The 14,861-nt window shown below is 31.6% G+C and carries 16 protein-coding genes and 1 pseudogene; 7 read left to right on the top strand and 10 right to left on the bottom strand.

The features are described from left to right. The first annotated feature begins 262 nt into the window (after window positions 1-262). Window positions 263-817, top strand: coding sequence for a nitroreductase family protein (locus AC0UBM_RS04115; RefSeq protein ID WP_475687745.1), 555 nt, complete (start codon window positions 263-265; stop codon window positions 815-817). 260 nt (window positions 818-1,077) lie between these two features. Next, window positions 1,078-1,458, top strand: a pseudogene (locus AC0UBM_RS04120) (PAS domain-containing protein); the annotation flags it as partial. A 52-nt stretch (window positions 1,459-1,510) separates the two neighbouring features. On the opposite strand, the gene aroQ reads toward AC0UBM_RS04120, so the two are convergent. From aroQ to AC0UBM_RS04155, 7 genes are all read right to left on the bottom strand, one after another. Continuing rightward, on the bottom strand, window positions 1,511-1,927 hold the full coding sequence (aroQ, locus tag AC0UBM_RS04125; RefSeq protein WP_414034397.1) for a type II 3-dehydroquinate dehydratase: 417 nt from the start codon (window positions 1,925-1,927) through the stop codon (window positions 1,511-1,513). Between the two features lie 80 nt (window positions 1,928-2,007). Continuing rightward, complete coding sequence (locus AC0UBM_RS04130; RefSeq protein WP_475687746.1) at window positions 2,008-2,583, bottom strand: hypothetical protein; 576 nt, start codon at window positions 2,581-2,583, stop codon at window positions 2,008-2,010. Window positions 2,584-2,727: 144 nt separating this feature from the next. Then, complete coding sequence (locus tag AC0UBM_RS04135) at window positions 2,728-3,318, bottom strand: hypothetical protein (protein ID WP_475687747.1); 591 nt, start codon at window positions 3,316-3,318, stop codon at window positions 2,728-2,730. A 439-nt stretch (window positions 3,319-3,757) separates the two neighbouring features. Beyond that, window positions 3,758-3,943, bottom strand: a complete 186-nt coding sequence (locus AC0UBM_RS04140) for a hypothetical protein (protein WP_475687748.1) — start codon at window positions 3,941-3,943, stop codon at window positions 3,758-3,760. A 75-nt stretch (window positions 3,944-4,018) separates the two neighbouring features. After that, a complete protein-coding gene (locus AC0UBM_RS04145) occupies window positions 4,019-4,828 on the bottom strand; it encodes a mechanosensitive ion channel family protein (RefSeq protein ID WP_475687749.1) in 810 nt (269 codons plus the stop codon). A 21-nt stretch (window positions 4,829-4,849) separates the two neighbouring features. Continuing rightward, window positions 4,850-5,032 (bottom strand): hypothetical protein, encoded by a 183-nt coding sequence (locus AC0UBM_RS04150; protein WP_414034393.1) that lies wholly within the window; start codon window positions 5,030-5,032, stop codon window positions 4,850-4,852. Window positions 5,033-5,034: 2 nt separating this feature from the next. Continuing rightward, entirely contained in the window at window positions 5,035-5,607 is a 573-nt protein-coding gene (locus AC0UBM_RS04155; protein ID WP_475687750.1) for an RNA polymerase sigma factor, read from the bottom strand. Window positions 5,608-5,974: 367 nt separating this feature from the next. Between AC0UBM_RS04155 and xerD the strand changes: the two genes are divergently transcribed. Beyond that, the gene (xerD, locus tag AC0UBM_RS04160; RefSeq protein WP_475687751.1) at window positions 5,975-6,871 is read left to right on the top strand and encodes a site-specific tyrosine recombinase XerD; all 897 of its coding nucleotides are present in this window, start codon (window positions 5,975-5,977) and stop codon (window positions 6,869-6,871) included. 108 nt (window positions 6,872-6,979) lie between these two features. On the opposite strand, the gene AC0UBM_RS04165 is transcribed toward xerD, so the two are convergent. Continuing rightward, complete coding sequence (locus AC0UBM_RS04165) at window positions 6,980-8,875, bottom strand: M61 family metallopeptidase (protein WP_475687752.1); 1,896 nt, start codon at window positions 8,873-8,875, stop codon at window positions 6,980-6,982. 115 nt (window positions 8,876-8,990) lie between these two features. On the opposite strand from AC0UBM_RS04165, the gene AC0UBM_RS04170 reads away from it, so the two are divergent. Genes AC0UBM_RS04170 through AC0UBM_RS04185 form a run of 4 tightly spaced genes read left to right on the top strand, consistent with a single transcriptional unit; the run spans window position 8,991 to window position 13,215 of the window. After that, complete coding sequence (locus AC0UBM_RS04170; RefSeq protein WP_475687753.1) at window positions 8,991-10,982, top strand: BatA domain-containing protein; 1,992 nt, start codon at window positions 8,991-8,993, stop codon at window positions 10,980-10,982. Then, entirely contained in the window at window positions 10,979-12,238 is a 1,260-nt protein-coding gene (locus AC0UBM_RS04175; RefSeq protein WP_475687754.1) for a dihydroorotase, read from the top strand. Before AC0UBM_RS04170 ends, AC0UBM_RS04175 begins: the two co-directional genes overlap by 4 nt. Beyond that, a complete protein-coding gene (locus AC0UBM_RS04180; protein ID WP_414034387.1) occupies window positions 12,238-12,564 on the top strand; it encodes a DUF4870 domain-containing protein in 327 nt (108 codons plus the stop codon). Before AC0UBM_RS04175 ends, AC0UBM_RS04180 begins: the two co-directional genes overlap by 1 nt. Beyond that, the gene (locus AC0UBM_RS04185; protein WP_475687755.1) at window positions 12,565-13,215 is read left to right on the top strand and encodes an alpha/beta hydrolase; all 651 of its coding nucleotides are present in this window, start codon (window positions 12,565-12,567) and stop codon (window positions 13,213-13,215) included. Between the two features lie 368 nt (window positions 13,216-13,583). On the opposite strand, the gene AC0UBM_RS04190 is transcribed toward AC0UBM_RS04185, so the two are convergent. Both AC0UBM_RS04190 and AC0UBM_RS04195 read right to left on the bottom strand, forming a co-directional pair. After that, on the bottom strand, window positions 13,584-14,081 hold the full coding sequence (locus tag AC0UBM_RS04190) for a hydrolase (RefSeq protein ID WP_434035932.1): 498 nt from the start codon (window positions 14,079-14,081) through the stop codon (window positions 13,584-13,586). Then, on the bottom strand, window positions 14,081-14,842 hold the full coding sequence (locus AC0UBM_RS04195; protein WP_475687756.1) for an MBL fold metallo-hydrolase: 762 nt from the start codon (window positions 14,840-14,842) through the stop codon (window positions 14,081-14,083). The genes AC0UBM_RS04190 and AC0UBM_RS04195 overlap by 1 nt, the downstream gene beginning before the upstream one ends. Between the last annotated feature and the right edge of the window lie 19 nt (window positions 14,843-14,861).

The raw sequence follows: 14,861 nt of genomic DNA on the forward strand, positions 1-14,861 counted from the left end.
CAACTCTATTGAAATAATTGTTAACTCCTTTGTAAAAATTTGCACTGTTTTTAGAAATTTCTAGCATTGAAACAAAATCTTATAAGACTGAAAAATCGTACAAATTTTAATATAAAGTGAACTTAAATTCTAAACTACTACCCCCAACATAAAACCTTAAATTATATCCTAAGATTAAAACCAAATCACTTTTGAATGATATTTCTCGAAATAATGAAGAAATAAGCATCTCTATTCATACTTTTGAAAAAAAGAATATCACATGGAATTAAAAGACCTTATTAAAAATAGACGCTCAGTTTTTCCTGATCAATATAACGCTACGCCCGTCTCTAAGGAAACAATTAATTTACTTTTAGAAGCCGCGAATTGGGCACCAACACATAAGCGCACGGAGCCTTGGCGTTTTAAAGTTTTACAAGGCGAGTCTCAAGAAGAATTAGGTGTATTTTTATCTGAAAAATTTAAAGCCACTGCCGACAAATTTTCAGAATTTAAGTACAATAAAATTCAGAGAAATTGTAAAAAAGCGGGTGCTATTATCGCCATTTGCATGGAAAGAGATCCAGAGGAAAGTATTCCTGAATGGGAAGAAATTGCATCTACTGCTATGGCTGTACAAAATATGTGGCTTACAGCTACAGATATAGGATTAGGAGCTTATTGGAGTTCTCCTGGATTAATTACTACTATGGACGAATTCTTTACTTTAAAGGCTAACGAAAAGTGTATTGGCTTTTTCTATTTAGGTTATTACGACAACACTGTACCAGAACGTTTACCTAAGCCCATAGAGGATAAAGTAGAATGGCTTTAGATAATCTAATATTTAGTGATCTAAATAAAGCCTAAATAAGAGAAAGACTATATTATGAATACTTTTATACCAGTAATCGATACGTTACCAGAGGTTCATCCTGTACGTGTGTACTTTAAAGAGAAGGTGTATTAGATGAGTTATATGTTGTAGAAACACGAAGACTTTCAGAAGTACTATAATATCCTTTAACCAATTAGCGACGATAAATAAACGTTTTAGGCGTAAAGAAAATCAGTTGTTTCCATATTTGGAAAAACATGAAGCCAGAGCAAGTAAATTTGTTATTGCGCGTTTTAACTTTAGATGTAACGTATGTGGACGAAAATGATAAAGTGATTTTTTATAATCGTGGAGACAATCGTGTATTTCCAAGAAGCAAAGGAATAATTGATCGTGAAGTAAAATTTTGCCACCCACAAAAAAGTGTAGATACTGTCTTAAAAATTTTAGAAGAATTTAAATCTGGTCGGCAAGATGTAGCCGAATTCTGATTCGATATGAAATGACAGATTATATACATAAGATATTTCGCCATTCGAGATAACAACAAAATATAGAAAGATGTGCTTGAAGTTTCTCAAGACATCACCACTATTAAAAAGCTAGAAGGTCTAAAACGACTTTTAGATTGGGATTAAATATTTATTTATAGTAAAAATACAAAGGGCACTTTATAAAGTGCCCTTTGTATTATATAAAACTTTTAATAGCTAACTCATAACTTTGCAAACCAAAACCTAGAATAACGCCTTTGGCATTAGGAGAAATATAAGATTGATGCCTAAATTCTTCTCTAGAAAAGGTGTTCGAGATATGCACTTCTACTACAGGTGTTTCAATTGCTTTAACAGCATCACCAATGGCCACTGATGTATGTGTATAAGCCGCTGCATTTAATACAATGCCATCAAAGCTAAAACCAACTTCATGCATTTTATCAATAATCTCACCTTCTACATTAGATTGAAAATATGATAACTCTACCTCTGTATACTTCTCCTTAACGGTTTCAAAAAATTCTGTAAACGTTAAACTTCCATATATAGCGGGTTCACGTTTTCCTAATAAATTTAAATTAGGACCGTTTATAATTAAAATTTTCTTCATAAAGTAAATGTAAAAAAGATTAAGACATAAAAAAAGGCGAAAACTTAATTTCACCTTTTAAAATATGTTGTGTGCTTGTCTTAGTTCAAGTTGAACATGACACCAAAATTAAGTGTAGACCATGTTACCCAGCTTCTGTTTGTACTTACTCCTGTATATGACAAGTTTAATTGAACCATATCCGTTACATTAAAAGCAATTACAGGTCTGTAATAAAAACCACCATCAAACAAATCACTATCAGTAAGTGAAATTGCATATCCTAAATCTGCTCCAAATTCTACTTGTTCTGTAGGAATATAACGCGTTGCAACTGAAACAGGAATAAATTGTACATCGTCTGTTCTCCAAGACTCTATTCTACCTCCATCATAATCATTGTAAACCACACTATAACCAGAAGCAATACCCATATTAAACATAGGCGCTACAGGGTATAAATAATTAATATCTAAAGCTAAACCTGCAGACGAATAGTCGTTTAACACATCTATTGGAAGCATAAAACTTGCTCCAACGTTTAAACCGTTGTGACCGTTTGGTAAGGCTCTATACGTTGTTTGTGGAGTTGTTGTAGTTGTACGAACTACAGTTTGTGCAATTGCACCTAGCGACATTATTACCGCAAATACGGTGGCAAAGTAAATTTTTTTCATAATACCTTAAATTATTGATTTAAAATTTTGACCTATTTTAAATGGTTATTTTGCACCAAAAATAATATATTTAAAGAAAACTCCTATTTATTGAAGAAATAAAGTTGTGTTATGGAATCTATTTAATAAGAATAAAAACAAAGATTATTCACTAATATTTATAGTAACCCCAACGTTAATGGCCGACCACAACCAATCGTTTGCAATACCAGTATACGACATATTAAATTGAATGTTTTCTGAAAAATTATAGCCAATTAAAGGCCTAAAATATCCACCTCCCGTATAGTCGTTACTAAACACATAAGCGTACCCCACATCTCCACCTATAATTAATCCTGAATCTAAAGCATAGCGTGTGGCCACTGCAAAAGGTACATATCTAAATTCAGAGTCTTCGGTTATCGGTCCCCAAGTCTCATCTGTATCTTGACCAAAGTACCAGCCATAACCAAACGCAATACCAAACGCGATGTTTCTACCTGATTGGAATAACATATTAGCATCTAAAAAAAAGCCAACCGGAACTATTTTATTGGCTTGATTAATGGGTGAAGACAAGCTTAAACCAAAATTTATTCCGTCTTGCACATTACTTCCACCAAACGCACCTGGCAAAACCATAAGCTCCCAATCTGTGGTACTCGAATCAGTAATTTCGGGAACAAGAGGTTGAGCAATAATTGAAATTGAAAAACATAATAATACAACAGAAGTCAGTAATTTTTTTCCCATGATAATAAATTAATTTACAGCTAATTCGGGACTAATAAAATTACGAAATTTACACTAAACCACCATTCGAATTATCACTTTAATAATATGAATCATGGTTTGTATTAGGCTTATAAGAATATAACAAAAAATGAATATAATACTACTACATACTGAGCTCCATTGGTTCTATAACGCTAAGACAATTAAAGAGTTAACACTTATACACTGCTTAATCTTTAGAGATCTAAAGACCTTAAGCTACGGACCTAGCCTCTACTCCTTTAAGAAATTTATGAAGTTTTAAGAATAATAGTAATGAGATTACATTGTCATTCAACTAAGATCTAGGTTCAATCTAACCTACAGACCTTAACAAATACTTGTTTTAAATTTACTAAAAAATACAAGTTAGCTTTAGCTATTTGAAAAAATAAGACATATACATACATAAGTGATTTTAATTCATTTTATCACCATTCTTAGATTTTATGGTATATTCCTTTAAGATAAGTTTGTAGTCTTTAGAAGACCTCTTATTATCTTTAAATACTTTGAAATAAAGCAGAGAAATTAAAACCACTCCAATCACTAAAATAGCAATATAGAATATCTGCAAATAATTTATAATAGTAATATGATTCATTAAAAAAGGTTTATATCATTATGACACAAAAGAGTCAAAATAGTCACTCAAAAATTTAATGTTTTTAAAAAAAAATTAGTCAATTATTTCTATCTTATTATTTGCTATATACTTAACAGGATAAACAACTTTTTTATCTTGAAATTTAATAGTGATACTTATATTATCCATACTAAAAACGACTCCTTCTTTGTCGTCTAGAACAATTATTTGTCCGACATGGTAATTTCTTTTACTATAAAAACCCAGTAACAATCTGTAAATAACATCTTTTGCCCCCAAACCAAAAGCAATGGCAAACGAAACCATAATGGTTCCTAAAATGAGTAATAAGTTACTCGTAATTACGTCTGTATTAAAGCCCGCTTGATTGAGAGCCATGATAGCAACCATTAAAAACACGATTATAAAAACAATACTACTAATACCTTTAGAACCATTAATATCGACTGCTTTTAAGAAGGTTTGCACGGTTTTTTTTAAATAATTCGCACCGAATAATCCGAATATTAAAATAACTAAAGCACTAAAAAATTTAGGAAGATAATTAATCAGTTTTCCGATTTCATGAGATACTAGACTTAAGTTTAAAATTTCGGCTCCTATAATGATAAAAACTAAGATCAAAAACAACTTCACAAAGATCAGAATAATTTTTTCAGGCTTAATTTGAATGGCAGAATCTAATAGCGGTAATTCATTTATTTTTTTTGTTAACGTCTCTATTCTTGCAAATTTTAATGATTTTTTCACCACAAATAGAACGAGTTTTAAAAGTAACCAACTCATTATAATGAACAGAATACCAAAAACAACCTTCGGTAAAAAAGTATATATATTTTCAAGCAATTTGTCTAAAAGGTTAAAGTTTATTTCTGTATTCATATCTCGATTTATTTTTAATAATTAGTATTCTTTTTTGTTGTCGTTTTTCTTTAATATATCTCCTATTGTTTCAGGAAATTTAATGACTATTAAATCTGCAACATCTAATGCCAGCTTGATAACATTTATGTCGTCAAGCACCTTCTTCTTGATTAAATCAGGAAGTTTTTCATTATGAATTACTTTTTTAAATGGATTTCCCAAAATTATAACTGATTATAAATTTTTATTAATTTACTCTTGGCTCTACTCAATCTCATTTTAACCGCACTTTTATCTAAATTTAAGGCAATCTCAATCTCTTCTATCGTCATATCATCTTGATATTTCATAAACAATATAATCTTGTCATTAGGATCGATTAAGTCAATAGCTTTTTCAAAATTTTCATAGTCCAAACTAAAAATTTGTTCATCGTCTATCTCATCGTGCAAATAATCAAGTTGATTTTCATCATCTGTAAATAGAATTTTTTGTTTTCTTTTATTTAAATCTCGTTGCAAATAACTTACACAATGATTGTAAGTAAATGAATACAACCAAGTCGAGAATTTTGAACGATTGTTAAAGGTTTTAATCTTAACAAATAGTTTTACAAAAATATCGTGCGTTAGATCTTGAGCTTCCTCATTATTTTTTACAAAACTGAGGCATTTATTATATATTATTTCTGAATATCTATCATACACCACCGAAAACAGCTCAGAACTTTTTGTTCTAACGATCTCAGCAACAAGTTGCTCGTCGCTTAATAGATTATCTGTTTGTAATTCGTCCAAGGTTAGGTTATGTTGTATATACCAATTAAGACACACTCTTTTAATTAAAGTCACATTAAAAAGTAGATTTAATTTAAAAGAATGTGTAAAAAATAAATGCGTTTAAAAAAGGTTTGCAAACTTAAGAATTTAAGGCTGATAACAATCATAATGTCAGGCGGATAGCGCAATGACTAATAAAATTGTAATCCCAACTGCAATTCTTGGGCTAAGAAGTCGTTTAAAAAATAGGATACCTACAACTTTAATAAAAAAAACATAATCTAATAATTTATTAGACGTTAATTGACGTTTATCCATCGCATTCTACCTCTTAAAAATATCTGTTTAATAATTCTAGATTGTGATATTTATTCTACTTTTAAGCATGAAATGGGAAAACGCATTAAAAGATTACAGTTTATTTCTAAAAATTGAACGTGGTTTATCTACTAATTCGGTTAATAGCTATGTATTAGACGTTAAGAAATTAGTTTTATTTTTAGAGCATAAAGCGTTAAGTAGTTCTCCAACTTCCATTACAACAGATCTTATTCAACAATTTATTTACGAATCGGCTAAATCATTAAATGCACGATCTCAAGCCCGATTAATTTCGGGATTACGAAGCTTTTTCGACTACCTTATTTTTGAAGATTACCGTCCTGACAATCCTTTGGAATTAATTGAATCTCCTAAAATTGGACGAAAACTGCCGGATACTTTAAGTGAAGACGATATCGATCGTTTAATATCTGCTATAGATTTATCGACTAACGAAGGAGAGCGCAACCGAGCCATGCTAGAAACCCTTTACAGTTGCGGTTTGCGTGTAAGCGAATTAACACATCTTAAAATATCTGATTTATATTTCGATGAAGGTTTTATAAACGTTACTGGTAAAGGCGATAAACAACGTTTTGTACCTATTGTACCATCTACCATAAAGTATATTACCATTTATTTGGAGCAAATACGTCCGCATTTAAACATACAAGCAGGACATGAAGATACTGTGTTTTTAAACCGCCGAGGTAAACAACTCACACGGGCCATGATTTTTACGATTATAAAACAATTAGCGGTAAAAATTGATTTGAATAAGAAAATATCGCCTCACACCTTCAGACATTCGTTTGCCACACATTTATTACAAAATAATGCCGACTTAAGATCTATTCAGTTATTATTAGGACACGAAAGTATTACTACGACAGAAATTTATGTGCATCTTGATAAAAAGCATTTAAGTGATGTTGTTGAGAAATATCATCCTAGAAAATAAACTGTTGTTTGGTATTGTATTTGGATAAAAGACATCGCCTTACCGGAATAAAAAAAAGGTTCATAACACGAATGCTATGAACCTTTCTTATACTAATATAAAATACGCTTAGCTTTTTAACCATGCTTTACGTAATTCCTTTTGTTTTGCAGTTGCATCAGGATTAGGTTGTAATACAGTTCCTGTTGTATATGTCTTTGTTAATTTCGTTTTCACAATAATTTCTTTTCCTTCGCGATCTAAAATTACTTCGATATCCTGACCAGGTTGTATCGATATTAACTTCTGTAGCATTTCATTCGCGTTTAATATGGTCATTTCTTCACCATTTACACGTTTAATAACATCGTTTGGTAACACACCATTATCTTTCCAAAAACTGTTATCTGCTACTAAATCGTTAAAAAAGATTACACGTTTAACAGGATCTCCACCTAAAATTAAGTTCCCATTATTTAATAAAATATTTGTTTCAACTTTAGCTTCAGCTTCAATTAATCCCACTTTATTAAAATATACGTTATAATCTATTGGTGTAGTTCCTACAACATGTGTTTCTAAGAATTCGCCCACTTCAGGATATGTCATTTCAACAATTTCGTCTATAATGGTATCATCGTCAAACGGCTTATTGCTTCCGTATTTAAGAGATAATTCTTTCATTAAAGATAATACACTTCGTTGTCCGTCGCTTTCTTCTCTCATTATTATATCAAGACACATACCTATTAATGCTCCTTTTTGGTATACATTATAATAGTTAGTAGCATATGGCTCATCAATAACATTTTCACTCATTTTAGTAAAACTCATAGTATCGTCCATACGTAACGACATACTAATTTTGTCTACTATAGTAGAATAAAACTTAGACTCATCGACTAGACCTTCCTGTACTTGAAATAAAGTGGCAAAGTATTCTGTGATTCCTTCGTACATCCAAAGGTGTTTAGAGAACGTTGGATTGTTATAATCGAAATAATGCACATCTTCAGAATGCACGCTTAAAGGGGTTACAATATGAAAAAATTCGTGAGACACCACATCAATCATGCTTTCGTCTAAAGACTCTTCAGATTCCGATTCTTGTAATACAACCACAGTAGATGTATTATGTTCTAAGGCACCAAAACCTTTTGGTTGTCCTTCGCCTTCACCTGCTAAATATAAATAGATATCGTAACGTGGAGTAGAATTAATATCGCCTAAAAATGCTTTCTGAGCTTGCATCATTTTTTCCATGGTCTCACGCAACCTTTTCGCATTATGCGCTTTTGTTGGCGAGTATACACTTAATACAATTTTAATGTCACCTACCTGAAATTCTTCAACATCCAAATCGCCATACATCATTGGATTATCCGTAATATCAAAATATCTAGGTGCTGCGTAACTTGTCGTGATTACTTTACCATCTTCACTAGACGTATCTTTAACTTTTTCTAGAGCAGAAGTACGTTTAAACGATGCTGGAGCAGTAACATCTAAGGTATATTGGTTATTTTTTAAAGAATCGAAATATCCTATAAATCCATGTAAATTAAGCACGTAATTATCTGGTTCGATGTTGGTTCCCGCTGGAGAAAAGGGTTGCTCTCCTCCTATTCCACCTTCTTCTTCAATATCGAAGGTATCATTTACGTAATATGTAATATAATCTAAATTAGAGGCATTTGCTATAGACCAAGAATTAACATCTAATTTACTTGTAGGGATTTCTACGCCTTTATAATCATAAGCTTTAAAATCGTCTATGTACTTTCCGAAATCACTTATAGAATAAGTTCCTTGTACTACACGAGGCAATCTGTAAATTACTGTATCCTGAGCAAAACGTCCAGGATTTACAACCACTGGGGCTTTATCGTTTACAACTTTTGTTAAATTAATAGACGTAGCAATCGGTGTTTTTAGGGCCGAATCGTCTTTTGAGACTTTTTTAGTAGAGCCACAACCTACAAGTACTACACTTGAAATTGCTAAGGCCAAAAATTGATTTTTCATGAATTGTTGTTTGGTTTTCTATATGTATATCAAAGGTACAATCTGTTACAAAAAAATGAATATAACGTTTTGTTAAAAGAAATTGGGATAAATCTAGTCAAAACTAATTTTTTGATTGAATTTTAAAATATTCTTATTAATTCTGCATGCAATTATTATCTTTGACAAACATATTTTAGGAATGCAGTTTAAACACCCAGAACTTCTTTACGCTCTATTTTTATTACTTATTCCTATTATTATTCATTTATTTCAGCTCCGACGCTTTAAAAAAGAAGCCTTTACCAATGTTGCCATTTTAAAAACAGTTTCGCAACAAACCCGAAAAAGTTCTCAAATTAAAAAGTGGCTCACTTTACTTACTCGTTTATTACTTTTAGCCTGCATAATTCTTGCCTTTGCGCAACCCTTTACAGCGAATAAAAACAGTGTTCAAACCGCTAAAGACACAGTTATATTCTTAGATAATTCCTTTAGTTTACAACAAAAAGGACCTCAAGGTGATTTATTAAAACGCGCCGTACAAGATTTAATTTCTGAAGCCGATTTTGACAAAACTTTGACTTTAGTAACGCATAATGCAGTGTTTAAGAACACCTCTATAAAAGCCTTAAAAAAGGAATTATTACAATTACCTTATGCGTCCAATCCGTTATCTTATAAGGCCGCACTTTTAAAAAGTAAGTCCTTATTCAACGCCACTTCAACTCAGCATAAACAACTTATATTTATATCAGATTTTCAGCAAATGAAAGAACCTTTTACTGCTGAGGCTGATTCTACAACTCAGGTTAATTTAGTACAATTAAAACCGGCAAATACAAATAACATCGCTTTAGACAGCGTGTTTATCTCTAAAAATAGTCCGTCGCAAACAGAACTCACATTAACTTTAAAAAACTTTGGAGTTCCTGTAGAGAATTTATCTATCGCATTACATAACAACGACAAATTAATAGCTAAGTCGGCAGTGACTTTTACCGAACAAGCCAAGGTCCAGTTTACCGTGCCAAGTAAAGACATAATAAACGGAACCTTTAGTATTGAAGATACGGGACTGCAATTTGACAACACCTTATACTTTAATATTAATACACCATCTAAAGTTAGCGTTTTAAGCATATCTGAGGGCGATGACCAGTATTTGAGTAAAATTTATTCTGAAGACGAATTTAAATTCACTTCGGTTTCTGCAAATCAATTAGATTATAACCTCATTGAAAATCAAAATACCATTGTTTTAAATGAGCTCAAAGATATACCGGCAAATCTTATAAATAGTCTGAAATCGTTTACAGATCAAGGCGGAAATTTAATTATAATTCCTTCAGAACAATCTAATATAAACGCTTACAATACATTACTTAATAACTACAATGCTAAGTTTGAATCGCTAATAAAATCTGAAAAGCGAATAACTACCATAAATTATGCTCACCCTATTTACAAGAGTGATGTCTTTGAAAAACAAGTTAAAAATTTTCAATACCCTAAAGTGAATCAATATTTTAATCTCAGTCAGAATACAGGAAGTATTGCTTTAAGTTTTGAAGACAGCAAACCATTTTTATCACAATTCTCGAATGTCTTTCTATTTACATCTCCAATAAATGCTGAAGCCTCCAATTTTAAAAGTTGGGCACTCATTGTGCCTTCGTTTTATAAAATGGCAGTGAGCAGTTTACAGCATCCAAAACTGTACTACACTATCGGAACTCAAAACAGCTTTGATGTGGATGTGTCATTACATCAAGACGATATTATTTCAATAAGAAATGAGCAAGAACAGTTTATTCCGCGACAACACTATTTTAATAATAAAGTGAGTGTAATTACAAAAGAGCGACCTGAATCTGCAGGAATATTTAATATAGAAAACAAATTAAACACCATAAAAAATATCAGTTTTAACTACAATCGCGACGAAAGCAATTTAGCATATCAGGAGCTTTCAACACTTAAAAATGTAACTATCAGTGATTCTATACCGAGCCTTTTCGACACTTTAAAAAGTAATACAAAAATTAATGAGCTATGGAAATGGTTTACTATTTTTGCACTAGCCTTTTTGATTATTGAAATGCTCATCTTAAAATTTTTTAAATGAACGTAATTATAAAATCTGCTACTATAATTGATACTAAAAGTGAGTTTCATAACCAAACTCTAGATATTTTAGTAGAAAAAGGCAGTATTTCCAACATTGGAAAATCTTTAGAAAACCCTAAAAACTACAACGAAATCTCACTAGATAATCTTCATGTCTCTCAAGGTTGGTTTGATAGCAGTGTAAGTTTTGGAGAACCGGGCTTAGAACAGCGTGATACTATAGCAAACGGATTAAAAACAGCAGCATATTCTGGTTTTTCAACAGTGGCCATGAATGCAAATAGCCATCCCGTAATAGATACCAATAGTGATATTGTTTTTGTAACTAGCAAATCTAACAACAACGCTGTAACATTATTGCCTATAGGAGCATTAACTCGAGAAAGTGAAGGTGTAGATTTAGCCGAGTTATACGACATGAAAAATGCTGGAGCCGTAGCGTATTACGATTATATGAAACCCATTACTAATGCTAATCTTATGAAAATTGCTTTGCAGTATGCTAGTAATTTTAACGGATTGGTATGTTCGTTTCCGCAAGACAATAAAATTGCAGGAAAAGGTGTAATGAATGAACATGTAACTAGTACATCTTTAGGCTTAAAAGGGATTCCTTCTATCGCCGAAGAATTACAAATTGCTCGGGATTTATTTTTATTGGAATATACTGGCGGTAAACTTCATATTCCTACCATATCTACAGCAAAGTCAGTAGCACTTATTCGTGAAGCGAAAGCTAAAAAACTAGATATAAGTTGTAGTGTGGCCATTCATAATTTATTTTTTGACGATAGTGCATTAAACGATTTCAACACCCATTTTAAAGTGTTACCACCACTCCGTATTCAGAGTGATATAGATGCGTTAATTGAAGGTGTAAAAGATGGCACTATTGATATGGTTACTAGCGATCATAACCCATTTAACATCGAAGAAAAGAAAGTAGAATTCGATTATGCGGCTTATGGAACTATTGGATTGGAAAGCGCTTTTGGTGCCTTGCAAACTATCTTTTCGTTAAAGAAAACAGTCGATATTTTAACTAAAGGAAAACAACGTTTTAGTACAGATGGCACTCCTATAGCTATTGGAAATTCTGCCAACATAACGTTATTTAATCCAGACCTTAAATATACATTTGGTAAAGAGCATATACTCTCAAAATCTAAAAATGCCATTTTCGAAGGTGCCAAATTGAAAGGAAAAGCCTACGGAATTCTTAATAATAATCAACTTATTTTAAATCAAAAATAATGATAAACCAGACTGTAAATGAAGGTAAGACTTTAGCTATTGTATGTTATTTAACTTTTATCGGATTAATTATAGCCGTAATAATGAATCTTGAAAAACGTAATCCGTTTACGTCTTTTCATATCAGACAAATGTTAGGATTACTAATCATGTTATTAGTATCTAATTTAATTGAAGAATACCTAAACAGCTGGGTTGGTACATTATGTTGGATAGCTACCGCGTTTTGTTGGTTTTATGCCTTTTTTCATGCGATTAAAGGAGAAGCTAAATTGGTTCCCTATGTAGGAGAACATTTTCAAGAATGGTTTAAAAACGTTAGATAAATGAAAGACCTTAGTTTATATCATATTACAAGACCTTCAACATTAAGGGAAAACGCACCACTTTTAATCATGTTTCACGGTTATGGAAGCGACGAAAACGATTTGTTTTCGTTTGCATCAGAATTACCGGAAGAACTTTTTATAATTTCGGTACGTGCGCCTTTCGCCATGCAACCTTACGGAAATGCTTGGTACGCTATTAATTTTGATGAAGTAAATGGCAAATGGAGCGACGACGACCAAGCCCGAACTTCTAGAGATTTAATTTCAAAATTTATAGATGAAGCTGTAGATAGTTATCCAGTGAATAATGATAATGTTACACTTTTAGGATTTAGTCAAGGTAGTATATTAAGTTATGCCGTGGCATTAACTTATCCTGAAAAAGTAAACAATATTATTGCTTTAAGCGGTTATATTAATTTAGAAATTATTCCTAAAAACCATAATTCTGAAGATTACAAACATTTAAATTTTTTCTGCTCTCACGGAAGTGTAGATCAAGTGATTCCTGTCGATTGGGCCAGAAAAACGCCTGGAATATTAGAAGACTTAGAGGTTAAACACGACTATAAAGAATATCCCGTTGGACATGGTGTAGCGCCACAAAATTTCTATGACTTAAAGCAATGGTTATCTAAATTAATTTAAGCACTAAAATAGAAATTGTAAATTATAAATATAACTATGAAAAACAAAACATTCTCTTTAGTTTTAGGTATTATAGCTTTAATACAAGTTGTTTATAGCTTTTTTAGCTCTGCCACAACGGGTAGAATGTTAACTTTCGAATTAAATATTTGGCTTTATAGACTAATTTGGTCTACTATAACTTTTGCTTTTTTCTATGATTATTATAAATCCTTGAACAAAGGAAAATCATAATCTACCTAATAATATTTATTGAGACTAGTCCAAAATATAAGCATTAGATAGTTTAAAATTAAAAGTGTCTTGAAAATCATAAGCCATATGACGTTCAAGACACTTTTAGATTTGTTATAAAACGTTGTAATGTATTACTGAAGCGGATACAATAAAGAATCTATAACTTCAAAATTTACGTCGTTCTGATTAATGACTTCGTATTTAATAAGTAGTTCTCCCCAAAAAACACCGTCGGAAAAATCTGTGATAATCCATTTATGATTAAGAATTTTAATAGAATTTATCAGCATCGACTTGCCTTCATTGGCTGCATACGGAATTAAAGGATTTCCTCCTTTTACGTTTTGCTTGTAAATTTCGTCTTTAATAAAAGGAATTAAGGCAGGGACATCTAAACCTTTATTTTCAAAATAGGTATAGGCATCTTCATTGTGTTCGATATTAAAATAGGATAAATCTAAATTCTTATCGTTTAAAACCGCTATAGAATCGGTCAACATTTCAACCCTAGCTTTACTTTTTTCGATAGTTCGTATGTCATCCTCGAATACATTTTTCGAATTTACATATTGAAATAAAATTAGAAGTACTGAAAATATAAACAGGTACATGAATATTTTTTGCTTCATTATATTGTAATTTGGAGATTATCGTATGCTAAAAATACGTTGTTTGGTAATTCGTTTTGAACGGTTTCGTGAAAGCCCAACAAATGACTAATATGAGTTAAATATGCGCGTTCGGGTTTTACTTTATTAATAAAGTCTAATGCTTCATCTAAATTAAAATGTGAGATATGTGGTTCTTTTCTAAGGGCGTTAATAACTAAAACTTTAACCCCTTTTAACTTCTCAATTTCTTCTTCTTCTACCGTTTTCATATCTGTTAAATAAGCAAAATCCTGAAACCTGAATCCGAATACTTGTAACTTAAAATGTTGCCCGTTTATAGGAACCACCTCTATATTACCAATATTAAAAGGTGTGTTTGTAATTACATGAGCATCTACGCTAGGTGCGCCAGGATATTTGTTTTCTGTAGTGAAAATATAATCAAAACGTTTTTTTAATTCCTTAAAAACCCGTTGGTGAGCATACAGGTCTATATCTCCTTGACGAAAGAAAAACGGACGAATATCGTCTAAGCCCGCGGTGTGATCTGAGTGTTCGTGGGTAAATAAAATACCGTCTATTTTTTCGACAGCGTTACTTAACATTTGTTGCCTAAAATCGGGGCCACAATCTACAACATAACAATAATTATCCCATTCGATTAAAACAGAGACGCGAAGTCGTTTATCTCGAGGGTCTTCACTTAAGCAAACAGGATGTTTGCTCCCTATTATTGGGATGCCCTGCGATGTTCCGGTACCTAAAAAAGTGATTTTCAAAAGTGTAAAAATTTAGTAC

The organism is Formosa sp. F44 (genome assembly GCF_056238645.1).